Genomic DNA, 23,470 nt, shown 5'->3' with positions numbered 1-23,470 from the left:
GCTAGCCGTTCGCCTCCCGCAATCCGCCATAGGTGCTCCAGGAGGTGCCGACGAGCCAGCCACAATCCACCGGGATATTGGCGCCGGTCATCGCAGACGCAGCGTCGGAGGCGAGGAACGCGACGACACGGCCGATCTCGGCAGGATCGACCAGGCGGCGCAACGCGGCGTTGGCTGTGAGGGCGGAGACATCACGCTCGCCCTTGTCGATGGCGTTCTTCAATGCTGGCGTCAGCGTGTAGCCGGGCGACACCGCATTGACGCGAATGCCCGACGGCCCCCACTCGGCGGCCAGGCACTCGGTGATCGCGATCACCGCCGCCTTGGCTGGCGCATAAGCGTGCAGCGGCATCGAGCGCATGCCGGCGATGGACGCGATATTGACGATGCTGCCGTGCTTGCGCGCGATCATGCGCTTTGCGAAGGCCACACAGGCGACGTAGGTGCCGCGCTGGTCGACACGTACCACGTCATCCCATGCCGTCATCTGCAGATCATGCGGCCGAAGCGGCACCTGGATGATCCCGGCGCTGTTGACGAGAACATCGACCGGGCCGCATTCGCGCTCGATGGTCGCAGCGCAAGCCTCGACGTCTTTCTCGTCGCCGACATCGACCGCGTAAGCCCTGCCGCCGAACTCCGCGGCAACGCCCTGCGCCTTTGCCAGGTCGCGATCGACGATTACGATTTGATCGCCTGCAGCCGCCAATTCACGCACACAGGCCGCGCCAATGCCACTGGCGCCCCCGGTGACGACGCTGATCCGTCCCTTGCTCATGGCGCGCGCTCCTCGGCCTTGCCACGCCGTTGCGCAGCCCATTCGACGACGAAATCCATCAGCCCCTTGCGCAGACCGATCGCAAAAAACAGGATCACGATGCCGAGCACGATGCCGTGATATTCGGTCAGGCGGGTCACGGTGTCGTTGAGGATCAACAGCAGCACGGTGCCGACCATCGGCCCGAGGAACGTCGTCACGCCGCCGAGCATGTTGATGAAGATGCCCTCGCCCGAGATCGTCCAGTAGGCGAATTCGGGATACGCGCCGGAGACGAACAGCGCCATGATGATGCCGCCGGTCGACGCGAACAGCGCCGCCAGCACGAAGATCGTCAGCTTGGCGCGCCAGACGTCGATGCCGACAAAGCTCGCCCGTGTCGCGTTGTCGCGGATCATGCGCAAGGTGTAGCCGAACGGCGACTGCGCGATCTGGCGCATCAGCAACAGGCCGAGCACCAGGAGTGCGCAGGCCGCGATGTAGAGATGGTGATGGTTCGACAGATCGATGCCGAGGAACGGCGGCCGCGGAATGCCGCCGCGCAGGCCCTGATCGCCGCCGGTCAGCGAGACCCAGGACAGGATGGTCGAGTGGATCAGCATCTGGAACGCCAGCGTGACGAAGGCGAAGTAGATCTCCTTCAGCCGCACGCAGATCGCGCCGATCACAGCGGCGACCACGAACGTGATCGCAAGCGTCGCGACGAAGGCCACCGGGACGGGCACGCCGGTCTTCTGCATCATCAGGCCAAAGCCGTAGGCGCCGAGACCGAAGAACATGCCATGGCCGAAGGAGATCAGGCCGGTGTAACCGACCAGCAGGTTCAACGACGTCGCGAACAAGCCGTAGGCTGCGCAGCGGATCACGAAGTCGAGCAGCAACTTGCTGCTGAAGATCATCGGCAGCGCCGCGAGCACGATAAAGGCGATAAGCGCGATCAAGACATCACGGTTGCGCCGTGGCCTCGCCCGGGGCCGCGCGATGCCGACCGCCTGCGCGCCCTCTCCGGCCTGCAATTCGGTCATGCGACCTCCTTGCCGAACAGGCCGGTCGGCCGCGACACCAGCACGATCACCATGAAGAGATACATCAAGCCTTCGGTGAACAGCGGGAAGCCGAGCGAGCCGAAGGATCGGATCAAGCCGATCAAGAGCGCCCCGATCAGCGCGCCGAGGATCGAGCCCATGCCGCCGATCACGGTGACGATGAAGGATTCGATCAGCACCGAGAACCCCATGCCCGGCGTCAGCGAGCGCACGGGGGCCGCCAGCGCCCCCGCAAGCCCCGCCAGCATGCCGCCGAGCGCGAACACGCCACCATAGATCAGGCCGGTGTTGATGCCGAGCGCCGAAACCATGCCCGGATTATGCGCGGCCGCGCGGATCACCTTGCCGATCCGCGAGCGCGCGAGACCAAGGCCGAGCACCACGGCAGCCGCGAGCGCGACGCCGATCAGCAGCAGGTAATAAGGCGGCACCACGCCGCCGACGATGAACAGCGGCGGCACCTGAAACGCGCTGGGCATGCCCATCGACTTGAATTCCGGACCCCAGATCATCCGCACGACGTCATCGAAGATCAGCACGAAGGCGTAGCAGACCAGCAACTGCATCAGCACGTCGGCGCCGTAGACGCGGCTCATGAACACGCGCTCGAAGATCAGGCCGAGGATCGCGGTGCCGGCCGCGCCGCACAGCATCGCCAGCGCAAAGCTGCCGGTGAACTGATAGGCCGTCATCGCGAAATAGGCGCCGAACATGTAGAAGGCGCCGTGGCTGAAATTGACCACCTTGAGCACGCCGAAGATCAGCGTCAGCCCGACGGCAACGAGGAACAGCAGCATGCCGATGATGAGGCCGCTGGTGGTTTGCGTCACCAAGCAGGCGGGACTGGCGAGACAGCCGGCGAGCGCGTCGAGATCCACGGGAGCACTTTCATTGCAGCGGGCCGCAGCGATTGCGCGCGCGACGGACGTTCAGTGACAGGCGGAGGCCGCGTCAGCCGCCTCCGCTTCGCGAGCGAGATCACGTATAGCCCTTGCTCTTCTTCCACTCGGCTTCGAGCTCGAGGATGGTTTTCCAGTCGCCGGCCTTGACCTCGGGCACGTAGGGCTCCTGCGGGATCGTGGTGCCCCAGCCGATGGCATAGCCGATCAGCGTCTGGTCCTCGCCGCGCATGGTCACCGTGCCATCGGCCCCGAACGGGCATTTGATCGTGAGCCCGCGCAGCACTTCGGCGATCTTCTTGCCGTCGGCGGAATTGGCTTTCTTCGACGCTTCGGCGATCAGCATGATCGCGGTTGCATTCTCCCACGACCAGTTGGTCGGATATTCATTGTACTTCGCCTTGTAGGCATCGCCCCAGGCGGCATTCTCCGGCGTCCCCGGATAGGTCTTGATGTAGCGGTTGCCGGAGTGGATGCCCTTCGGCAGGTTCTTCACCACCGTCAGCGCGGTGTAGTCGGCCATGTTGACCGCGAACACCTCCATCTGGGTGAACAGCGCGTAGATGTTGGCCTGGTCGATATAGGAAGTAAGGTCGCCGCCCCACAGGCATGAATAGAGCGCCTGCGGCTTGGCCTGCAGGATCTTGGTCACCACCTCGGTATAGTCGGGCTGAAACAGCTTTGGCCAGGAATCGCTGATGATCTCGACATCGGGCGCGAAGCGCTTCAGATACAACGTGAACTCGCCGGTGGTGTCGCGGCCGTAGGCGTAGTCAGGCGAGCACGTCGCCCATTTCTTCAGGCCCTTGGCCTTGGCGATCCCGGCCGCATAGCTGCCGCCGACGATCGAGTCGTGCACGCCCTGCCGCGCGGTGCGGAAGGCGTTCGGGATATGCTGCTTCGGATCGGCGGTCAGCGACGACGTTTCGGAATTGGTGTGAATGCAGAACACGCCGAGGTCGCGCGCGACTTCATGCACGGCGAACGCACCGGATGAAGCTTCGGCATCGATCAGGAGCTCGCAGCCATCGGTATTGACGAGTTCGCGGGAGATGCGGGCGGCCTCCTGCGGCTGGCCTTTGGAGTCGCGGATCACCATCTCGATCTGCCGGCCGGCGAGACCGCCGGCGGCGTTGACCTTCTCGACCTCCAGCATCACCGCATTGCGCGAGGACGTGCCGAGCTGTGCCACACGTCCCGACAGAATCGTCGGCATGCCGATCTTGATGGTCTTGGCCTGCGCACGCGCCACCCACGGCATCGCAATAGTCGCGGCACCGGCGCCCATCAGCGCGAGAGTCGAGCGGCGGCTGACGCCCGTTGTGCGGGTTCTCTTCATTCTCCCCTCCCTTTTCGGGTTGGCACCGCCAACTCCCTGCCGGAGATCGTTCCGTCTCCATGCCCACAATGTTTTCAGAGCAAGGGGGGTGACGTCAAGCCAAAGATGAATTACGAGTCAGAATTCATCAAGGAGGGCGCGACGTCGGCGAACCGGCGCGGCGAGCGGCGAAATGATCAATCTTTCCAGCTTCATCGCGTTTCATGCCCGGCGGACGCCGGACCGCTGTGCGCTGAAGTATCGCGGGGAAGACATCTCCTACGCGGCCTTCGACCTGCGGATCCGGCAGGTCGGCGGCTGGCTCACCACGCGCGGCATCGGGCCAGGCGACGTCGTCGCCATCTTGATGAAGAACAGCACGGCCTTCCTCGAACTGGTGTTTGCAGCGAGCCATGTCGGCGCGGTGTTCCTGCCGATCAACTATCGCCTCTCGGCCGATGAGGTCGGCTACATCGTCAGCAATTCCGGCGCGCGGCTCCTGATCGCCGATGAAGAGCTCGCCGCGATCGCCGCCGGCAACGCGCCGGTGGTGCTGCTCGATGAACGCGCGCAAGCGAGCGTCACCGCGCTCGCGCCCGACATCGCACCCGCACCAATGCATGTGCGCCAACCGCGCGACCTGATGCGGCTGATGTACACGTCGGGCACGACCGATCGCCCCAAGGGCGTGATGCTGACTTACGAGAACATGTACTGGAAGTCGGCCGATCAGACGCTGGTGCTCGGGCTCAACGCCGACACACGGCTGCTGGTCGTCGGCCCACTCTATCATGTCGGCGCGCTCGACCTGCCCGGCATTGCGGTGCTCTGGCATGGCGGCCTGCTCTGCATCCATCGCAATTTCGAGCCCGAGCCTGCGCTGGCCGCGATTGAGCGCGAGAAACTGAACGCGGCCTGGTTCGCGCCTGTGATGACAACCGCTCTCCTCACCTGCCCCAATCGTACCAGTTACGATGTGTCGAGCCTCAAATGGGCGATCGGCGGCGGCGAGAAGACGCCGGAGCTGCGCATCCGCGCCTTCTCCGATTATTTTAGGAATGCACGCTACATCGATGCCTACGGCCTGACCGAAAGCTGCGGCGGAGACACCTTCATGGAAGCCGGTCGCGAGATCGAGAAGATCGGCTCGACCGGCCGTGCCATCGCTCATGTCGAGATCGATATCCGCGACGATGCCGGCAAGCGCCTCCCCGCCGGCACGAACGGCGAGATCTGCCTGCGTGGACCCAAGATCACGCAGGGCTACTGGAAGGATCCCGAGAAGACCGCATCCGCCTTCTTCGGCGACTGGTTTCGCACCGGTGATGTCGGCTATCTCGACGACGACGGCTTTCTCTATCTCACCGATCGCAAGAAGGACATGATCGTCTCCGGCGGCGAGAACATCGCCTCCTCCGAGGTCGAACGCGTCATCTACGAGATGCCTGAGGTGCGCGAGGTCGCCGTGATCGGCCTGCGCGATCCGCGCTGGGGCGAGACACCGGTGGCGATCGTGGTGCTCTCTGATCATGCGAGCCTCGCGCTGCCCGCACTGATCGACCACTGCCGCACACGGCTCGCCAGCTTCAAGATCCCGAAGCAACTCATCATCCGCGACAGCCTGCCCCGCAATCCATCCGGAAAAGTGCTCAAGCGCGTGCTGCGCGCCGAACTCGAGACGACCACATGACCCAAGCGACATCTGCCAAAGTGACCAAACTCAACCGCGTCGAGCGTAACGCCTGGACCAAGCAGAAGATCTTCGAGGCCGCGACCAAGGTGGTCGGCAAGTATGGCTATGCAGAAGCCTCCGTTGCCCGCATCACCGAGGCTGCCGGCGTCGCGCAGGGCACCTTCTACAATCATTTCGAGAACCGGCAGGAGCTGCTCGACCAGCTGCTGCCGAAGATCGGCCTCGACATGGTCCACTTCATCCGCGCACGCACCGGCACCGCCAGCGCGGCGCGGCAGGAGATCGAGCGCTTCGGCGCCTTCTTCGACTTCATCCGCGAGGTGCCGGAATTCCTGCGCATCCTCAACGAGGCCGAATTCTTCGCGCCGGCGGGTTACCAGAAGCATCTCGACAACATCTCGAGCGCCTATGTCCGCATCCTCCGCCGCGCGCGCACCGCGGGCGCCATCAAGGATTTCAGCGATGAGGAATTCGAGGCGATCGTGCATGTGCTGATGGGCGCGCGCAGTTATCTCAGCCGCCGCTATTCTTACTCCAAGGACGGCGTCACGGCGGTCCCGGAGCACGTGATCTCGGCCTACCGCAAGCTGCTCACGCGCGGACTGTTCAACGAAGGATCTCCCCATGAGCGCTGACGGCATCATCCTCGTCACCGGCGGCAGCCGCGGCATCGGCGCCGCGACGGCAACATTGCTTGCCGATCTCGGACAACAGGTCGTGATCGTCGACATCGCGCCGGAGCCAATTCCCGGCACCGACACCATCCTGTGGCCCGCGCCATTCGATGTCGCGAGCGAAGACGCCGTGGTGTCCGGCGTCACCGATATCGAGGCGGCGCATGGGCCGATCATCGGCCTCGTCAACGCGGCGGGCGTGTTCGGCAAGATGCATTCGCTGGAGAAGGTGCGGATGGAGCAATGGGACCGCGAGGTCAATATCGACCTGCGTGGCACCTTCCTGGTGGCACGCAGCGTCGGTGTACGGATGGCAAAGCGCCGGTTAGGGGCGATCGTCAATGTCGCCTCCGTCGCCGGCATGACGTCGGGCCCGATCCACGCCTATACGGCTGCGAAGGCCGGCGTCATCCAGATCACCCAGACGCTCGCGGCCGAATGGGGCCGCAGCGGCGTGCGGGTCAACGCCGTGTCGCCCGGCTTCACACGCACGGTGGCGCTCGAAGCCGGCATTGCCTCGGGTGCACTGAACAAGGATCTGCTCTGCCGTCCGACCGCGATGAACCGCCTGGTCGAGCCGATGGAGGTGGCGCAGGCGATCGCCTGGCTGCTGTCGCCGCTGAGCAGCGGCGTGACCGGCATCAACCTGCCCGTCGATGCCGGCTACATCGTCGGCACCACCTGGGCCGCCTATGGCGGCCTGCCCGACGCGCCGGCGAGCTGAGGACGTGACATGAATATCGAGCTCCCGCGCAAGACCCTCGATTTGGCGTCGGCGATCGCCGAGGGCGACATCCGCGTGCTGCTGATGGTCCTGTTCCACATGACCGGCGATGAGAAGTGGCTGGAGCCGCCGTACAAGCCGAAGCGCGACGTTCGCCTGATCCCCGATCCCGATGCCGGTGTGCCCAGGGAAATCCAGGACGAGATTCGCGCGGCGGTCCTGAATCTGTTTGCCGACGGCACGCCGACGCCCGTCATCACCGATCCCGGCGACGAGTTGATGCTGCGGATGATGCGCGCCACACTCGGCGAGAACGTCACACCGGAATATGCGCCGCTGATGCGCGAGGAGATGGGTTTTGTGCCCCGTGACATCAGCTGGCGCACGCGCCCGTCCGACGAGACGCTCGCCGCGCAGCACGTCCTGATCGTCGGCGCCGGCGTCTGTGCCATCGCGCTCGGCGTCGCGCTCGGTCGCCTCGGCATCCCCTACACCATCGTCGAGAAGGAAGCCGAGATCGGCGGCACCTGGTACGTCAACCGCTATCCCGGCTGCGGCGTCGATACGCCGAACCACTCCTATTCCTTCTCCTTCGGCGCCCGCAATCCCTGGACGCGTTATTTCGCGCAGCGCCAGGAGCTGCTGGACTACCTGCTCAAGGTCGTCCGCGAGTACGACATCCGCAGGAACGTTCGCCTCAAGACCGAGCTCGTCGCCTCGCATTGGGATGAAGCCAAGCGCCGCTGGATCTCGACGCTCAGAACGGCTGATGGCGACGAGACCTTCGAGTCGACCGCGCTGGTCAGCGCGATCGGCCAGCTCAACGACCCCTCGCCTGCCCGCTTCGAGGGAGACGAGAGCTTCAAGGGATTGAAAATTCACTCCGCGCGCTGGTCCGACGATATCAAGCTCGACGGCAAGCATGTCGCCGTGATCGGCACCGGCGCAACCGCAATGCAGCTCGTGCCGTCGATCGCCGATCGCGTCGCCTCCGTCACCGTCTACCAGCGCACCGCGCAATGGGCGCGGCCGGTGAAGGGCTATTCCGATCCGATCACCGAGGGCGCGCAATGGCTGCTCGCGCATCTGCCGTTTTATGTGCAGTGGTATCGCTTCAACATGTTCTGGCGCTACGGCGACGGCCTGCTGCCCTTCCTGCGCAAGGACCCGGCCTGGCCGCATCCGGACCGCGCCGTCAACAAGGGCAACGACCGGCACCGCGAGGAGCTGACCGCATTCATCCTGTCCGAGTTGAAGGACCGTCCCGACCTGATCGACAAATGCGTGCCGTCCTATCCGCCCTATGGCAAGCGCATCCTGCTCGACAACAACTGGTTCAGGACGCTGACCAAACCGAATGTCGAGCTCGTCACCGACAAGATCGATCGCTTCACGGCTGATGGCATCGTCACCGCCGACGGCAAGCCGCGTACGCACGACATCATCGTGATCTCCACCGGCTTCAAGGTGTCGGAGATGGCGGCGCGCCTCAACATCACCGGACGCGACGGCAAGACCCTGAAGCAGGCCTGGTCGCACGACAACCCGACTGCGTATCTCGGCCTCACCGTGCCCGACTTCCCGAATCTCTTCCTGATGCTCGGCCCGAACTCGGGCCCTGCGCATGGCGGCAGCGTGATCTTCCAGTCGGAATGCCAGAGCCGCTACATCTCGGCCTGCCTGGTCGAGATGATCGAGAACGACATCGCCGCGATCGACGTGCGCCCCGAAGCACACGACCGATACATTCGCGACGTCGATGCCGAGCACGAGCAGCTGATCTGGACGCATCCGGGCATGACCACCTACTACCGCAACAGCCGCGGACGCGTGTTCTCGGCGATGCCATGGCGCTTCGTGGATTACTGGAAAATGACCCACGATCCCGATCTCAGCCGATATCGCCAAACCCGGAAATGACGGGAACTTTGCGAGAAATTTCCGGCCCGCATCAGCTTGACAGCCGCCGATATCTGCCGCAGCATTTCGCATGCTGCACCTGTTGGGGTACAGGAGCGAACAGCTCCACACCGCGCGGGAATTGGTGTTCGATGATGTAGTCGAACGGCAGGCAGTCGAAGCGGACAGAGGTCCGTCGGCCCACTCTTGGAGAGGAGCATGACGCCACCGGCACAAGCCAGCGGCCTTGCTCAGCGGCAAGGCAACGGCGCAGGTTGAGCGAACAGCAGCTGCTAGCCGCGATGCGCCGACAACAATCTGAATATATCCGCAGGATCGGAGCGCAAAGGCCACGCGCTGTTTCGATCGTGAAAGTTCACTGGTCTCTACCAGAACCCCTTCGCTAAAACGAAGATTCAGGGCCCCGCGATGCCATAGCTGCACCGGGGCCCATTCGTTTGCGCCAAACATCCCGAACACATCTCGACGTAACCGAGACCACGCGCCGGATTGCGTCGGCGGCAGGCGTCGTGAACAATCGCGCGCAGATACGGGGGAATCGTCATGGAGAAGCCGCGGGTCCGGATCTACACCGACTACAAGAGTCCGTACGCCTTTGTCGCTGACGACAGGCTGTTCGAGCTCGAGGACAGATACGGCGTCGAGCTGGAATGGCTGCCCTACACGCTGCGCATCCCGGAATTCATGGGAACAGTCGAAGCGCGCACGCCGCATTTCTGGCGCAAGGTCCGCTACCTCTATATGGACGCCCGCCGCTTCGCCAATGCGCAGGGCCTCGTCATGAAGGGCCCGCGGCGGATCTACGACGCGTTCTACGCCAGTGCCGGGATGCTGTTTGCCCAGCGCCACGGGCTGTTCCGCCCCTATCACAAGACCGTGTTCAGGCGTTTCTGGAGTCACGAACTGGAGGTCGACGATCTCGCGGCCATCTCTGCCGTGATCGCCGAGGTCGGCGGCTCTGCCGCAGACTTCGGAGCCTATGTCGCCGGCCCCGCGCGCGCCGAGCATGATCGCATCATCGACGAAGCCGAGACGCTCGGCGTGTTCGGCGTGCCGACCATGGTGTTCAACGGCGAGCTGTTTTGGGGCGGCGATCGCATTGCCATGCTGGCCGAACGCATCCGCAATCCCGAAACCGCCGCGATTGCGCTCGGCAGCCGGCATCGAAAATAGATCACGCCGAGAAGGTCGGGTTTCCATAGGGATAGAATTTTGCGAGATCGACGTTCTTGTACGGCAGTCCGTCGAGCCGCGTCGTGCCGAGGAACGGCTGGTCCGGCTCGACCAGCAGGATGGTTTTGGCAAACCCGTTGTCGTCAAAGCCCCTGCGGAAGTGGACGCGCGATTTGATCGCCATCACGTCGAACTTGCCGATGTCGAGCCCGAGCGCTTTCAGCGAGAACGGCTCCATCATCTGCACCAGATAAGTGGATAGGATCAGCACGTTGTTGCGGCCGAAGCCGATGCAGACCCAGAACTGGCCATAGCCCTCGACCGCGGTCAGGATGGTACCCTGGATGCGCACCGCCTCGCCGGCGGAGTCGTCGACGCGGCCGCCGATCTCCATATCAAAGGCATCGCCCGCCTTGGCACCCGCGGCCTGCAAGGCGGCGGTCGTCCTGGCGTCCGCAATCGTGGCAATCAGCGCATTGCCCACGTCCTGCGCGATGATCTCGCGCAGGATCCAGGTCGCCGAGCCTGAGCGGTCGCTGTGATCGGCCAGCACGACCGGCGTCCGGCCATCCGCGACCGCCTGCTTCGCCAGCCGCACACCGTCGGCAATCCGGTGGATCCTGGTGGACTTCAGCAGCGCCTCACGCTGCCGCCAGATCGTGCCGGCGAGATCGCGCGCCACCTGCTCGGCCAGCTTTGGATTGTCGTTGGTCAACACCTGCACGGTCATGCCGACATCGGGGACGTCGGCGAAGGGGAAACCAAAGAAAATGTTGACGTAGACGTCGACCTCGCGCGCCTCCCAGACCAGCGCGCGCTGCACGAGATCCATCCAGGGCGAGGCGCCGGTCCATTGCAGGACCGTCGGCGAGATCACCGGCACCTTGATCGTGACATGCGCCGGCTTGTAGTCGCCGCGGATCGCCCGCACCAGCGTGCGCGCGGCGCGCTCGCCCTGCAGGTGCATGTCATAGTGCGGAAAATACTTGACCGCGAAGCCCATGTCGGCCTGTGCGAGGAATGCCTCGTCCTCATTGCCATGGAGGTCGAAGGTGGCGGCGATGAAGGCCGATCGTCCGACCACCTTGCGCACCCGCCGCGCCAGATCGGCTTCCGGCCGCAGCACGCCGTGCGCCGCCATGGCGCCATGCAGGCAGAGATAGACGCCGTCGAACGGCCCCTGCTCCTTCAGGCCCGCGATCATCTTGCCGGTGAAGGTGTGGTAGGCGTCCTCGGTCACCCAGCCCGATCCGATCCCGGTCTTCGGCCACAGCGGCGATTCGATCCCGACCAGTTCCACCTCGGCGAATTCGCGCGCCGCCTGCACGAAGCCGCCCATGTAGCCCTTCGGGTCAAAGCGCAGCAGGTCCTCACCGCTGGCCGGCGAACCCGGATAGATGAAATCCTCTAGCGTCGTTTCGTTCGGCAGGAAGGTAACGGTCTCGTGCGAGAAGTGCAGGACGGCGATACGGATGTTGCGTTTGTTCATTATCTGGTTGCCTTCGTTCTTTTCCGCATACTGACATCGAAGGCCCGCGCACGCCAATGGCGATCCGGATTTTCGCATCAAGTTTGGGCGCGGCCTGCCCGCAATTTGAGCGCACGTTTCGTCGCTAAATCGCCGATGCTGGGCACGGCGAGACGCGAGGCGTGAGCGATGAAGACTTTCATTCGCGTGGTTGAATTGTGGGTGCCGGACCGGACACGGACGCGGCTGGAATTCGGCGGCAGCCTGTGCAGCGCGGAGTTCGAGGAATTCCGTGCGGTCAGCGAGAACGCGCTGTTCGCCTATGACGAGGGACTGCCGGGCAAGGCCTGGGCGAGCGGCCATCCGGTGATCCTGACCAAATTCGCCAACTCCTATTTCAAGCGCACCGACGAGGCGGTCGAGGCCGGGCTGACCTGCGGCGTCGCGCTGCCGGTGTTCGCCGGCGAATTCCTGATGGCCGTGATGGTGCTGTTCTGCGGCGACGATGCCAAGCATGTCGGGGCGATCGAGCTCTGGCACAACGATCCCGACAAGTCGCACGAGATGGGACTGGTCGACGGCTATTACGGCACCGCCGACATGTTCGAGTTCAACTCGCGCCACACCAAATTTCCACGCGGCTTCGGCCTGCCCGGCCGGACCTGGAAGGCCGGCATGCCCTTGATCATCAAGGACCTGCACAACGCCAAGGGCTTTCTGCGTTGGGAGGACGCCTCCGAGATCGGCATCAACTGCGGCGTCGGCATTCCCTACACCACCGGCGACGAGACCTGGGTGATGACGTTCCTGTCCGCCCAGGCGACGCCGATCGCCCGGCGCTTCGAGATCTGGGTGCCGGATGCGTCGCGATCGGCGCTCACGTTTCATTCCGGCGATTGCAGCAAGCAGGCCGATCTCGCAGCGCTCTATGACGGCAAGACGATCCGCCGCGGCGAAGGCAGCATCGGCGGCGCCTGGGCCACGGGCATGCCCGCGCTCAACGAGCATCTGAAGCAGGACGAAACGATCTCCGCCGCATCGGCGCGGGCGGCAGGCATGAACCAGATCGTGGTGCTGCCCGTGATCGAGCACGCAGCGTTGAAGGCGGTGCTTGCGTGGTATTTGTAGTGTCGTCCGGGCGAAGGGGTTTGTTCGGATTCAATCGTCAAACAGCCTAACGGTGTCATCACCCGCGCATGCGGGTGATCCAGTATTCCAGAGACGGTTGTGCTTGAGCCGAAGGGCCGCGGCGTACTGGATCGCCCGCATGCGCGGGCGACGACACTGAAGATATAAGTCCGCGTTCTCGCGACATGATTTGCCCGAGTTTTTCATCTCGTTTCGCCCTCTCTCGAAATCGAGGGCGCAGGGAAAGCCGGGTGCACGCCGCACCCGCGGTCTCGCGTGCAATGTGCACAAAAGAAAGTGCGCACACGAGCATACAGGTTCGGCGGAGGCATCCGGCCTTCCCTGCGCGATGGTCTTACGGCTTATACGTGCTCGCCCTGGTGAGACTCTGCTTTTGTGCCACCATCATCCGCAATCGGCTTTGGGCCTCTCACGGACTTGCCACCTGCATCGGGGCGGCAGGCCCACACGACTTCACCATCCGCCTTGCGCGCATACGCCTGTCGCACGCTCGGCGGCCACCGCATCTGCACCCACGTTCGTGGCGTTCGCGAGCGCCCCTCGTGTCGGGTGAGACGACGGAGTTATACCGCTGATTTGGTGTTCTGAAAAGGAGAATATTTTTACATGCGAGACTGGACAGGGCAAATCGCCTTGATCGTGCTCAGAAATTTCGATTTTTGGCGCAGGTCCGCAGCCCGGCGAAAACCGTAGGGCGGATTAGCGAAGCGTAATCCGCCGACGCGTGTCGCTGCGAAGAACGGCGGATTACGCTTCGCTAATCCGCCCTACGATCGTGTTGCCTCCTCCACACTCCGCCAATCCGACTGCGCATCGGCCGCGCTTTCGAAGATGTGGGCGGCGAGGCCGCGCTTCTCCAGGGCTTCGCCGAGCTTGATGCGCAGGAAGCCTGACGTGGTGTAGCGGGAGACGCCGGAGTAGAAGCGGTCGGTCAGGCTGCGGACCATCGCCGAATACGCATCGAGCAATTCGGGAAGAATCGAGAAGTTGTCGTAGTTGACGATCGCGTAGACGCGTCGATCCAGGCCGCCGAGCCGGTCCGCCACCGTGCTCGCGATCGCATCGATATCGGGCTGGCCGCGCACCGCAAAGCGTTCGAGATTGATGAAGAACAGGTTCTGCTGATCGTCGAGGGTGAAACGCCTTTCGAGCGGAATGGCGAGCAGGTCCTCGCGCAAATCCATCGGCCCGTCGCGGAAGATCCGGCCATCCATCGGCAGCGGATCGCGCGGGATCAGCGGCTTGAAATCCATCAGCGCGAGGATGTCGCGTTCGATATCGATGCCGGGAGCAACCTCCGTCAGTTCGAGCCCGTCGGGCCGCAGCGTGAAGACGCAGCGCTCGGTGACATAGAGCACGCGCTGGCCGCGCCTGGCTGCGACCGCGCCGGAGAACGTGACATGCTCCACGGTCTCGACGAATTTGCGTGCCCTCGCCTCTTCCGTGATGACCAGCCTGCCATCGGTGACGCCGACGCGCTGGCGCCCGGCGCCGAAGGTGCCGACGAACACCACCTCCTTGGCGTTCTGGCTGATGTTGATGAAGCCGCCGGCGCCGGCGAGCTTCGGGCCGAACTTGCTGACATTGAGATTGCCGACGCGATCGACCTGGGCCAGGCCGAGGAAGGCGGCGTCGAGGCCGCCGCCGTCGTAGAAATCGAACTGATAGGGCTGGTCGATCACCGCCTGGGTGTTGACCGCGGCACCAAAATCGATCCCGCTCGCCGGAATGCCGCCGATCACGCCGGGCTCGGCCGTCAGCGTGATCAGGTCGATGATCCGCTCCTCGTTCGCAACGCCCGCGATGCCCTCGGGCATGCCGATGCCGAGATTGACGACGCTGTTGGCCTTCAGCTCGAAGGCGGCGCGCCGCGCGATGATCTTGCGCTCGCTCATCGGCATCGGCGGCAGCGCGCCGGCGCGCAGCCGTATCTCGCTGGAATAGGCCGGATTGTACTGCGTGCCGAACGTCTGCCAGTGGTTCTCCGGCTTCGCCACCACGACGCAGTCGACGAGGATGCCGGGCACCTTGACCTGGCGCGGATCGAGGCTGCCGCTTTCGGCGACGCGCTCGACCTGGGCGATGACGATGCCGCCGGAATTATGCGCAGCCATCGCGATCGCCAGCGCTTCCAGGGTCAGCGCCTCCTTCTCCATCGTGAGATTGCCTTCGGCGTCGCCGGTGGTCGCCCTGATGATGCCGACATCGATGCCGAACGTCTTGTAGAGCAGGCATTCCTGGCCGCCGAGCGTGACGACCTCGACCATGTCCTCGGTGGTGCAGGCGTTGAGCTTGCCGCCGCCGTGGCGCGGATCGACGAAGGTGCCGATGCCGACCTGCGAGATGTGGCCGGGCCGTCTTGCTGCGATGTCGCGGAACAGATGGGTGATGACGCCCTGCGGCAGATTGTAGGCCTCGATCTGGTTTGAGATCGCCAGCTGCTGCAGCTTCGGCGCCAGCCCCCAATGGCCGCCGATCACGCGCTTCACCAGCCCTTCATGGGCGAAATGGTTGAGGCCGCGATGCTTGCCGTCGCCCTGGCCTGCCGCATAGACCAGCGTCAGATTGCGCGGCTTGCCCTGCAGATAGGGCGCATCGGTTTCGCTCGCGAGATAGAGCTCCTCCAGCGCCAGCGCGATCTCCTCGGCAAAACCGATGCCGACGAAGCCGCCGGTCGCTACCGTATCGCCGTCGCGGATCAGGCGCACCGCTTCGGCCGCGGTGACGATCTTGCCCTTCTCCGAGCTGCGCAGATCGGGCAACGCCGGATGCTGAACCATGGCCCTTCCTCCCGCTGTTTTATCGACGCGTTTTCTTGACGCGAACCGGCGCCCCCTTTTCCTGGAACGCTCCGGGTCACACCAGTCCGGTGACGTAGTAGACCGCGATCACGAAGAAGACCGCAAGCGTCTTCAGGCAGGTCACCGCAAAGATGTCCCTGTAGGACTCCCGGTGCGTCAGCCCGGTCACCGCGAGCAGGGTGATGACGGCGCCGTTGTGCGGCAGCGTATCCATGCCGCCGCTCGCCATCGACGCGACGCGGTGCAGCACCTCCGGCGGAATATGGGCCGCCTCGGCCAGCGCAATGAAGTCTTTCGCCATCGCGGCGAGCGCAATCGACATGCCGCCGGAGGCCGAGCCGGTGATGCCGGCGAGCGAGGTGACGGTGATGGCCTCGTTGACCAGCGGATTGGGAATGGCCTTCAGCGCATCCTTGATCACGATGAAGCCCGGGAGCGCTGCGATCACGCCGCCAAAGCCGTATTCGGACGCCGTGTTCATCGCCGCCAGCAGTGCGCCGCCGACCGCGGCCTTGCTGCCTTCGGCAAAGGTCTTCTTCAGCTTGGGGAAAGCAAAGACGAACACGGTGAGGATGCCCGCGATCAGCGCGCCCTCGACCGCCCAGATCGCCTTGATGCCGGCGATCGGCGTTGTGATCGAATGGTCGAGCGCGAGCGTCAGGTCGTAGCTCGTGCCATAGGCGCGCTCGATCAGGCCGCCGAACACGCCGGGAAAACCGCCGAGCAGCAAATTGACCAGGAACACCACGATCAGCGGCAGGAAGGCGATGAAGGCGGGCGCCAGCTCCTTGGTGTCGACCGGCGGCGGCTCGTTGCTGTGGCCCTCGCCATAGCCCTCGCCCGCAACCACGGCCTGACGGCGGCGCCATTCGAGATAGGACAGGCCGAGCACGAAGATGAAGACCGCGCCGATCGTGCCGAGGATCGGCGCCGCGCCATTGGTGGTCTTGAAATAGGTGGTCGGGATGATGTTCTGGATCTGCGGGCTGAACGGCAGCGAGTCCATCGTGAAGGAGAAAGCGCCGAGCGCGATGGTGCCGGGGATCAGGCGCTTCGGGATGTTGCCGGCGCGGAACATCTCGGCAGCGAAGGGATAGGCGGCGAACACCACGACGAACAGCGAGACGCCGCCATAGGTCAGCACGGCGCAGACCAGTACGATCGCCAGCATCGCGCGCTGGCTGCCGACCAGGCCGATCACCGCCGCCACGATCGACTTGGAGAAGCCCGACAGCTCGATCACCTTGCCGAAGACGGCGCCGAGCAAAAACACCGGGAAATACAGCTTCGCGAAGCCGACCATCTTGTCCATGAACAGGCCGGTGAAGGCCGCCGGCACCGCGCCGGGATCGGTCAGCAGCACGGCGCCAAGAGCGGCCACCGGCGCAAACAGGATGACGCTGAAGCCGCGATAGGCGACGAACATCAGGAATACGAGGGCGGCGAGCGCGACCAGAAAGCTCATCTGTTTCTCTCCCGGGACTTTTCTCTTCGGCTTGTTCTTGCGCATGACGATGCGTTGCCTCTGACGAGAGCAAGGTCCGCGCCAGATGCATCGAGATGGAGCAAAATGCTCGAATTGCCGGCAATTTGCGTGACAGCGGAAGCCGACGGTCGAAAACGCCGTGTCAACTTTCCGAGATTCGAGACAGGTCGGGTCTCAGGAGAGAGACAACCGAGAGTCAGACAGCCGAGGTGTCGGACACGGCCAGCCCGTATTTGGCGAGCTTCTTGTAGAACGTCGCCCGCGAAATCTGCAGCATGCGGGCGGCTTCCGCGATCTGGCCGTGAGCGGCCTCGAGCGCGCCTTCGAGCGTCCGCTTCTCGAACGCGGCCTCGGCCTCCGCAAAGGGGACGATTGGTCCGGCCACAGCCTGCGGCGCGGCGATGCCGACGGCCGTTCCGCCCGGCAGCATGCGCGCGAAATCCTCGGCCGTGAGCCGGCCGGAATCGCTCAGGATCAGCGCGCGCTCAAGCACATTGCGCAACTCCCGGACATTGCCGGGCCAGTCGTAGCGGGCCAATGCGGCGAGGCCCGAAGGCGTGAGCTTGGCTTTGAGGTAATCGCCCGACTGTATGATGTCATCGAGCAATCTGGCGCAGATATCAGGCAGATCGTCGACGCAATCGCGCAAGGGCGGCAGCTCGATCGAGAGCACGTTGAGCCGGTAATACAAGTCGGCGCGGAACGTGCCCTCGCTGACGCGCTTCTTCAGATCGACATTGCTCGCCGCGATGACGCGGACATCGACCTTGGTCACCTTGTCCGATCCGACCGGCTCGATCTCGCGCTCCTGCAGCGCGCGGAGCAGCTTGGCCTGCAGCTGCAGCGGCATCTCGCCGATCTCGTCGAGGAACAGCGTGCCGCCGTCGGCGGTCCTGAACTTGCCGTCGCGGCCCTTGCGATCGGCGCCGGTATAGGCGCCGGCGACCGCGCCGAAGAATTCGGACTCGACCAGCGTTTCCGGGATCGCCGCGACATTGACGCTGACGAACGGCTTTTCGGCACGCGACGAGGCGTTGTGAATCGCCTGCGCCAGCAATTCCTTGCCGGTGCCGGTTTCGCCCGCCAGCAGCACCGTCACGCTCTGCCGCGCCGCGCGGCCGGCCAGTTCCTTGGCCCGCGCGATGCCTGATGTCTCGCCGACATAATCGTCGAAAGTGAAGCGCGCCGCGCGTCCTTGCGACAATTGCCGCTTGGCCAGCCGCAGGTCGCGCTCGAGCTGTCCCATCCGCGCGATCAGCGGCTTCAGATTGTCGAGATGATCCGACAGCACGAAGCCGATCGCACCGATCACATTTCGGTTCTCATCCTCGATCGGCATGCGCGTGACCACCAGCGGCTCGCCGCCGAGCTCCATGATGTCGAGCAGGATCGGCTCGCCGGTCTCGGCGACGCGGCGCATCAGGCTGTTGGGGATGATCTCCTCGATCGGACGGCCCAGCGCCTCGGAGGCGTGCTTGAGCCGCAGCGAGTGCAGATATTTCTCATTGACATAGACGACACGCCCGGCGCGGTCGATCGCGATCGCCCCCTCGCACAGGCTCTCCAGCCGCTCGAACAGCGTCTCCATGGCGCGGGCGCGGACGCTTTCGGGATCGCTGGCAATGGCGGGGCGATCGGACATGCGGATGGCCTTTGGGACAAAAGAGAACGAAACGCGAAGCTGCCCCGGCTCTATCTAGCAAGAGACGCGATGGTTTCACAGCCCGCCCGTTTGCCCGCCAAGCCGGTTCTCGCCTTGTTTGAGCATGATCTCCGCGCAAACGCGTTCCGCGTTTGTCGCGAGGGAAAACCGCTTCACACTTTTCCGGATCATGCTCTAAGCTTCGGGGATGGACATGCTCGTCAAACTCTACGCCCTGCCCGATTCCCGGCCCGCCTATGATCGGTTGCAACAGGCCGGCATCACCATGCGCCGCGCGCTTGCGCCCGAAAAGCACAAGGTGACAGCCTGGGTGCGCCAGACCTTCAGCGAAGCCTGGGCCAGCGAGACCGACGTCGCGTTCAGCCGCCAGCCGGTGTCCTGCTTCATTGCGGTCAAACAAAAGGAGATTCTGGGGTTCGCCTGCTACGACGCCGCCTGCCGCAACTTCTTCGGCCCGACCGGCGTCGATCCCAAGGTGCAGAAGGGCGGCATCGGCAAGGCGCTGCTGTTCGCCTGTCTCGAGGACATCAAGCATCAGGGCTTCGGCTACGCCATCATCGGCGGCGTCGGGCCTGCGGAGTTTTATGAGAAGGCCGTCGGCGCGGTGGCGATCGCGGATTCCGCGCCGGGGATTTATCGGGGGTTGTTGTAGCTACCGCAACGTCCTGAAGAACTCGCGCACCTCCTGCACATACAATTCCGGCTGCTCGAATGCGGCGAAGTGGCCGCCTTTTGGCATCTCGCGCCAATGGCGGATGTTCGGAAAATTCGGCTCCATCCATTTGCGCACAGGCGTGACGATCTCCTTAGGGAACACCGCAACGCCGGTCGGCACCGTGACCTTGTGCGCGGTGCGTTTCTTCGGGCCAAAGCTCTCCCAATAGAGCCGCGCCGATGAGGCGGCCGTCGCCGTTACCCAATAGAGCATGACGTTGTCGAGCAGTTCGTCACGGGTGAGGACGTTTTCGGGATGGCCGTTGCAATCGGTCCAGGCCCAGAATTTTTCCAGGATCCAGGCGGCCTGTCCGCTCGGCGAGTCCGTCAGGCCATAGCCGAGCGTCTGCGGGCGGGTGGATTGCTGCTTGGAGTAGCCGGAGTCCCAATCGGCGTAGTATTTGATGCCGTCGAGCGCGCGCGACTCCTCCGTCGTCGGCTGGTCCTCGACATTGGGACGCGATCCCATCGCAAGCGTGATGTGGATGCCGGCGCAATGCGCGGCGTCCTGTGCGCCGAGCGCCGTCGTCACCGCCGAGCCCCAGTCGCCGCCTTGCGCGGCGTAGCCAAAATAGCCGAGACGCTCCATCAGCACGGCCCACGCCTTGGCAATGCGGTCGATGCCCCAGCCTGTCGTGGCCGGCTTGGCCGAGAAGCCGAAGCCCGGTAGCGAAGGGCACACCACATGGAAGGCATCCGCGGCGCTGCCGCCATGCGCCACGGGATCGGTCAGCGGCTCGATCACCTTGTGGAATTCGACGACGGAGCCGGGCCAGCCATGGGTGATGATCAGCGGCATCGCATTCTGATGCTGTGAGCGGACGTGGATGAAGTGGATGTCGAGACCGTCGATCTCGGTCGTGTACTGCGCGAAGCGGTTGAGCTGCGCCTCGCGCTTGCGCCAGTCGTAGTCCTCGGCCCAGGTGCGGCAGACGTCCTTGATCCAGGCGAGCGGCGCACCCTGGCTCCAGTCGTCGACCAGCTCGGCCTCCGGCCACCGCGTCCGCCGCAGCCGCGCGCGAAGATCCTCCAGCACGTCGTCGGCGACGGCGATGCGGAACGGCTTGATGGCGCTCATGGAGACCTCCCGTAGGCAACGCCCACGAGAGTACGGGATCAGGAATGACCGATCAAACCGGGGTTATTTCCCCAGCGCCTGTTGCAGCAGCGCCTGGGCCTGCCTGGTGGCCTCGGCAAAGGCCGGCTCCTGCGGTGCGCGCTTGACAAAGCAGCTCTTGTAGAGCGCGTCGCCCTTTTCCTGCAGATTGCCGAGTTGTTCGTACTGCTTCTTGCTGATCTTGCCCTGGTTGAGCTTGTCGCCCGCTTCTTCGGCCTTCTTGTTGTACTCGTCCATGATCGACTTGCAGGCGGCAATCTTCACCGGCTCGATCTCGCCATAGGCGATATAGACCTTGCCGCCCGCAATCGCGGCGACGAACACCTCGTCGCCGGCATCGGGCGTCAAATCCTGGCTGCGGCCGGCGAGGAAGCCATAGGCGTAGCTGGCCGACGCGGGCTTCGTAATCGGCAGTTCGTTGAAGTTGGTCACGGCGGCGTCGGTCGAGATCGCCTGGGTGTAGAGGCCTTCGAACTTCAAGGCTTGCTCGACCTGCTGCGGCACGTTCTTTTCAGCCTTGTCCCACCAGGTCTTGTGGCCGCGCAGCCAGCGGGTGAACAGGGCTTCGGTGGTCACGATGATGTGGGATTGCGGCTCGACGAAACTGCCGTCGGCGCGCTGCTCGGCGATCTTGGCGCCGTGCCGGCCGGTCGCCGCATCGAAGCGCAGGCCGTCGAGCATACCAAAGCCCTGGTCGCCCTTCGAAAGCGTATCCAGGTTGAGCACGGCCGGGCTGAAGCCGGCGCGCTGGGATTCGGCCAGCAGGGCCGTCATCTGTGTCTTGAGGTCCGCACGCGCGGCTTCATCGGCCTTGTCGGCAGCATCGCCGGCATTCTTGACGTTGCCGAGCTTGGCGACCTTGGCGATCGCCGCATCGCGCGCGGCGATGTATTTGTCCTCCGGCGACGCCGCGTGGGCTGCCGACAGGATCAGGATGGCGGGAATGACGGGGGCGAGACGGACAATAAAATGCATGCCCTGTGGTCGTCCACGGGGCATGCAAGGTTCAACGTCACGGGGGTACTAGCAGTCACCCGCTCGCCGGAAGGGCCACCAAACCGGCGAGGAGTTTCGTCAGGAGCCTGGATCAGGCTCCCTCAATCAGGCCGCTTTGGACTTCGCCACGTGGGTGGCGATCGCATCCATCAGCGGCGGCGACAGGCAATCATAGGGCTCGAGCCCGAGGTCCTTCAGCCGCGAGCGGATGCCGGCCATGTCAGCCGGCTTGACGCCGGACTCGATCACCGACGAGACGAATGCCGCGAACTGCGGTGCGGCCGATCCGGCTTCCTGGAACAGCTCGGGGTGGATGAAGTCGAGGCCGTAGAACGGATGCCCCTTGTTCTCGATGCGGCCATACATATGCGTGCCGCAGGCCTTGCAGGCGTGGCGCTGGATCACCGCGGCGGCGTCGACGACTGCAAGCTTGTCGCCGTTCTCGAGCACGCTGACGTTCTCGCGCGGCACCACGGCGACGACCGAGAAGGTCGCCCCCGACGGCTTCCAGCACTTGGTGCAGCCGCAGGCGTGGTTGTGGGCGACGTCGCCCTTGATGCCGACCTTGACCGGCTGGCTGGAGCATTTGCAGACCAGCGTGCCGCCGGCAAAGCTGCCTGAGCCCTGCTTGACGCCGCTGTCGACCGACGGGTGGATGTGAACAGTCATGGGTCTATCCTCCTGGTGTTTGCCGTTTTGAGTTCAGAACACGACGACGGAGCGGATCGACTTGCCTTCGTGCATCAGGTCGAATCCCTTGTTGATCTCCTCGAGCTTCAGCACATGGGTGATCATCGGATCGATCTGGATCTTGCCGCCCATGTACCAGTCGACGATCTTCGGCACGTCGGTGCGGCCGCGCGCCCCGCCGAAGGCCGTGCCCTTCCAGACCCGTCCGGTGACGAGCTGGAACGGACGCGTCGCGATTTCCTTGCCGGACTCGGCGACGCCGATCACGACCGAGACGCCCCAGCCGCGGTGGCAGGCTTCGAGCGCCTGGCGCATCACGGTGGTGTTGCCGGTGCAGTCGAAAGTGTAGTCCGCGCCGCCGTCGGTGAGGCCGACGAGGTGCGCCACGATGTCACCGCCAACCTTGGTGGGGTTGACGAAGTGCGTCATGCCGAACTGCTTGCCCCAGGCTTCCTTGGAGTCGTTGATGTCGACGCCGATGATCTTGTCGGCACCGACCATCCTGGCGCCCTGGATCACGTTGAGGCCGATGCCGCCGAGGCCGAACACGACGACGTTGGAGCCCGGCGTCACCTTGGCGGTGTTGGTCACGGCGCCGACACCGGTGGTCACGCCGCAGCCGATGTAGCAGCTCTTGTCGAACGGCGCGTCCTCGCGGATCTTGGCCACCGCGATTTCGGGCAGCACGGTGAAGTTCGAAAACGTCGAGCAGCCCATGTAGTGAAACACGGTCTTGCCCTTGTAGCTGAAGCGCGAGGTGCCGTCGGGCATCAGGCCCTTGCCCTGCGTGGCGCGGATCGCGGTGCAGAGATTGGTCTTCTGGCTCAGGCAGCTTTTGCACTGCCGGCATTCCGGCGTGTAGAGCGGGATGACGTGGTCGCCGGCCTTCACCGAGGTCACGCCGGCACCGACCTCGCGCACGATGCCCGCGCCTTCATGGCCGAGGATCGAGGGGAAGATGCCTTCGCTGTCGAAACCGTCCAGCGTGTAGGCGTCGGTGTGGCAGATGCCGGTGGCCTTGATCTCGACCAGCACTTCGCCGGCCTTCGGGCCTTCCAGGTCGAGCTCGACAATCTCGAGCGGCTTCTTGGCTTCAAATGCGACTGCGGCGCGGGTTTTCATCTTCGTGTCTCCAAAACTTCAATCAGGTTGTCATCCGCG

At 64.3% G+C, this 23,470-nt stretch carries 19 protein-coding genes; 7 read left to right on the top strand and 12 right to left on the bottom strand.

Annotation, left to right across the window (positions count from 1 at the left end; all coding sequences use genetic code 11):
• Window position 1: 1 nt before the first annotated feature.
• From JQ604_RS21780 to JQ604_RS21765, 4 genes are all read right to left on the bottom strand, one after another.
• Window positions 2-778 carry an SDR family NAD(P)-dependent oxidoreductase gene (locus JQ604_RS21780; protein ID WP_212361370.1) on the bottom strand — a complete coding sequence of 259 codons (777 nt, stop codon included), beginning with the start codon at window positions 776-778 and terminating at the stop codon, window positions 2-4.
• On the bottom strand, window positions 775-1,803 hold the full coding sequence (locus tag JQ604_RS21775; RefSeq protein WP_212361365.1) for a branched-chain amino acid ABC transporter permease: 1,029 nt from the start codon (window positions 1,801-1,803) through the stop codon (window positions 775-777). Before JQ604_RS21775 ends, JQ604_RS21780 begins: the two co-directional genes overlap by 4 nt.
• The gene (locus tag JQ604_RS21770; RefSeq protein ID WP_212361362.1) at window positions 1,800-2,702 is read right to left on the bottom strand and encodes a branched-chain amino acid ABC transporter permease; all 903 of its coding nucleotides are present in this window, start codon (window positions 2,700-2,702) and stop codon (window positions 1,800-1,802) included. The genes JQ604_RS21775 and JQ604_RS21770 overlap by 4 nt, the downstream gene beginning before the upstream one ends.
• Before the next feature lie 100 nt (window positions 2,703-2,802).
• Window positions 2,803-4,062, bottom strand: coding sequence for an ABC transporter substrate-binding protein (locus JQ604_RS21765; RefSeq protein WP_212361359.1), 1,260 nt, complete (start codon window positions 4,060-4,062; stop codon window positions 2,803-2,805).
• Between the two features lie 172 nt (window positions 4,063-4,234).
• Here JQ604_RS21765 and JQ604_RS21760 point away from each other — a divergent pair, with 172 nt between their 5' ends.
• The 5 genes from JQ604_RS21760 to JQ604_RS21740 all read left to right on the top strand — a co-directional run bounded on the left by JQ604_RS21760 (window position 4,235) and on the right by JQ604_RS21740 (window position 10,225).
• On the top strand, window positions 4,235-5,731 hold the full coding sequence (locus JQ604_RS21760) for an AMP-binding protein (protein ID WP_212361356.1): 1,497 nt from the start codon (window positions 4,235-4,237) through the stop codon (window positions 5,729-5,731).
• Entirely contained in the window at window positions 5,728-6,369 is a 642-nt protein-coding gene (locus tag JQ604_RS21755; protein ID WP_212361353.1) for a TetR/AcrR family transcriptional regulator, read from the top strand. Before JQ604_RS21760 ends, JQ604_RS21755 begins: the two co-directional genes overlap by 4 nt.
• Entirely contained in the window at window positions 6,359-7,132 is a 774-nt protein-coding gene (locus tag JQ604_RS21750; protein WP_212361348.1) for an SDR family NAD(P)-dependent oxidoreductase, read from the top strand. Before JQ604_RS21755 ends, JQ604_RS21750 begins: the two co-directional genes overlap by 11 nt.
• Before the next feature lie 9 nt (window positions 7,133-7,141).
• A complete protein-coding gene (locus tag JQ604_RS21745) occupies window positions 7,142-9,052 on the top strand; it encodes a flavin-containing monooxygenase (protein WP_212361345.1) in 1,911 nt (636 codons plus the stop codon).
• Between the two features lie 543 nt (window positions 9,053-9,595).
• A complete protein-coding gene (locus tag JQ604_RS21740) occupies window positions 9,596-10,225 on the top strand; it encodes a 2-hydroxychromene-2-carboxylate isomerase (RefSeq protein ID WP_212361342.1) in 630 nt (209 codons plus the stop codon).
• A gap of 1 nt (window position 10,226) precedes the next feature.
• Here JQ604_RS21740 and JQ604_RS21735 read toward each other — a convergent pair whose 3' ends face one another.
• Window positions 10,227-11,714, bottom strand: a complete 1,488-nt coding sequence (locus tag JQ604_RS21735; protein WP_212361338.1) for a M81 family metallopeptidase — start codon at window positions 11,712-11,714, stop codon at window positions 10,227-10,229.
• Window positions 11,715-11,882: 168 nt separating this feature from the next.
• Here JQ604_RS21735 and JQ604_RS21730 point away from each other — a divergent pair, with 168 nt between their 5' ends.
• Complete coding sequence (locus JQ604_RS21730) at window positions 11,883-12,821, top strand: GAF domain-containing protein (protein WP_212361335.1); 939 nt, start codon at window positions 11,883-11,885, stop codon at window positions 12,819-12,821.
• Window positions 12,822-13,609: 788 nt separating this feature from the next.
• Here the strand turns inward: JQ604_RS21730 and JQ604_RS21725 are convergent.
• The 3 genes from JQ604_RS21725 to JQ604_RS21715 form a co-directional block, all read right to left on the bottom strand.
• Window positions 13,610-15,622 (bottom strand): acyl CoA:acetate/3-ketoacid CoA transferase, encoded by a 2,013-nt coding sequence (locus tag JQ604_RS21725; protein WP_212361332.1) that lies wholly within the window; start codon window positions 15,620-15,622, stop codon window positions 13,610-13,612.
• 76 nt (window positions 15,623-15,698) lie between these two features.
• Window positions 15,699-17,108 carry a GntP family permease gene (locus JQ604_RS21720; protein ID WP_212361327.1) on the bottom strand — a complete coding sequence of 470 codons (1,410 nt, stop codon included), beginning with the start codon at window positions 17,106-17,108 and terminating at the stop codon, window positions 15,699-15,701.
• 217 nt (window positions 17,109-17,325) lie between these two features.
• Window positions 17,326-18,771: a sigma-54 interaction domain-containing protein gene (locus JQ604_RS21715; protein ID WP_212361323.1), complete on the bottom strand. Its 1,446-nt coding sequence runs from the start codon at window positions 18,769-18,771 to the stop codon at window positions 17,326-17,328.
• A 208-nt stretch (window positions 18,772-18,979) separates the two neighbouring features.
• Here JQ604_RS21715 and JQ604_RS21710 point away from each other — a divergent pair, with 208 nt between their 5' ends.
• Window positions 18,980-19,444 (top strand): GNAT family N-acetyltransferase, encoded by a 465-nt coding sequence (locus JQ604_RS21710; protein ID WP_212361320.1) that lies wholly within the window; start codon window positions 18,980-18,982, stop codon window positions 19,442-19,444.
• Here JQ604_RS21710 and JQ604_RS21705 read toward each other — a convergent pair whose 3' ends face one another.
• The 4 genes from JQ604_RS21705 to JQ604_RS21690 form a co-directional block, all read right to left on the bottom strand.
• Complete coding sequence (locus JQ604_RS21705) at window positions 19,445-20,584, bottom strand: epoxide hydrolase family protein (RefSeq protein WP_212361317.1); 1,140 nt, start codon at window positions 20,582-20,584, stop codon at window positions 19,445-19,447.
• Window positions 20,585-20,647: 63 nt separating this feature from the next.
• Complete coding sequence (locus tag JQ604_RS21700) at window positions 20,648-21,598, bottom strand: hypothetical protein (RefSeq protein ID WP_212361314.1); 951 nt, start codon at window positions 21,596-21,598, stop codon at window positions 20,648-20,650.
• A 126-nt stretch (window positions 21,599-21,724) separates the two neighbouring features.
• Window positions 21,725-22,288, bottom strand: a complete 564-nt coding sequence (gene gfa / locus JQ604_RS21695) for an S-(hydroxymethyl)glutathione synthase (RefSeq protein WP_212361311.1) — start codon at window positions 22,286-22,288, stop codon at window positions 21,725-21,727.
• 33 nt (window positions 22,289-22,321) lie between these two features.
• Window positions 22,322-23,431, bottom strand: coding sequence for an S-(hydroxymethyl)glutathione dehydrogenase/class III alcohol dehydrogenase (locus tag JQ604_RS21690; protein ID WP_212361307.1), 1,110 nt, complete (start codon window positions 23,429-23,431; stop codon window positions 22,322-22,324).
• Between the last annotated feature and the right edge of the window lie 39 nt (window positions 23,432-23,470).

Origin of the sequence: Bradyrhizobium jicamae (genome assembly GCF_018130695.1) — a bacterium.
In the GTDB taxonomy this organism is placed as follows: Bacteria; Pseudomonadota; Alphaproteobacteria; order Rhizobiales; family Xanthobacteraceae; genus Bradyrhizobium; species Bradyrhizobium jicamae_B.
This window is presented reverse-complemented; position numbering and strand designations above follow the sequence as displayed.

Coding starts and splice junctions, on each gene's coding strand:
- JQ604_RS21780 (WP_212361370.1), bottom strand. CDS start 778: ATGAGCAAGGGACGGATCAGCGTCGTCACCGGGGGCGCCAGTGGCATT.
- JQ604_RS21775 (WP_212361365.1), bottom strand. CDS start 1,803: ATGACCGAATTGCAGGCCGGAGAGGGCGCGCAGGCGGTCGGCATCGCG.
- JQ604_RS21765 (WP_212361359.1), bottom strand. CDS start 4,062: ATGAAGAGAACCCGCACAACGGGCGTCAGCCGCCGCTCGACTCTCGCG.
- JQ604_RS21760 (WP_212361356.1), top strand. CDS start 4,235: ATGATCAATCTTTCCAGCTTCATCGCGTTTCATGCCCGGCGGACGCCG.
- JQ604_RS21755 (WP_212361353.1), top strand. CDS start 5,728: ATGACCCAAGCGACATCTGCCAAAGTGACCAAACTCAACCGCGTCGAG.
- JQ604_RS21750 (WP_212361348.1), top strand. CDS start 6,359: ATGAGCGCTGACGGCATCATCCTCGTCACCGGCGGCAGCCGCGGCATC.
- JQ604_RS21745 (WP_212361345.1), top strand. CDS start 7,142: ATGAATATCGAGCTCCCGCGCAAGACCCTCGATTTGGCGTCGGCGATC.
- JQ604_RS21740 (WP_212361342.1), top strand. CDS start 9,596: ATGGAGAAGCCGCGGGTCCGGATCTACACCGACTACAAGAGTCCGTAC.
- JQ604_RS21735 (WP_212361338.1), bottom strand. CDS start 11,714: ATGAACAAACGCAACATCCGTATCGCCGTCCTGCACTTCTCGCACGAG.
- JQ604_RS21730 (WP_212361335.1), top strand. CDS start 11,883: ATGAAGACTTTCATTCGCGTGGTTGAATTGTGGGTGCCGGACCGGACA.
- JQ604_RS21725 (WP_212361332.1), bottom strand. CDS start 15,622: ATGGTTCAGCATCCGGCGTTGCCCGATCTGCGCAGCTCGGAGAAGGGC.
- JQ604_RS21720 (WP_212361327.1), bottom strand. CDS start 17,108: ATGAGCTTTCTGGTCGCGCTCGCCGCCCTCGTATTCCTGATGTTCGTC.
- JQ604_RS21715 (WP_212361323.1), bottom strand. CDS start 18,771: ATGTCCGATCGCCCCGCCATTGCCAGCGATCCCGAAAGCGTCCGCGCC.
- JQ604_RS21710 (WP_212361320.1), top strand. CDS start 18,980: ATGGACATGCTCGTCAAACTCTACGCCCTGCCCGATTCCCGGCCCGCC.
- JQ604_RS21705 (WP_212361317.1), bottom strand. CDS start 20,584: ATGAGCGCCATCAAGCCGTTCCGCATCGCCGTCGCCGACGACGTGCTG.
- JQ604_RS21700 (WP_212361314.1), bottom strand. CDS start 21,598: ATGCATTTTATTGTCCGTCTCGCCCCCGTCATTCCCGCCATCCTGATC.
- gfa (WP_212361311.1), bottom strand. CDS start 22,288: ATGACTGTTCACATCCACCCGTCGGTCGACAGCGGCGTCAAGCAGGGC.
- JQ604_RS21690 (WP_212361307.1), bottom strand. CDS start 23,431: ATGAAAACCCGCGCCGCAGTCGCATTTGAAGCCAAGAAGCCGCTCGAG.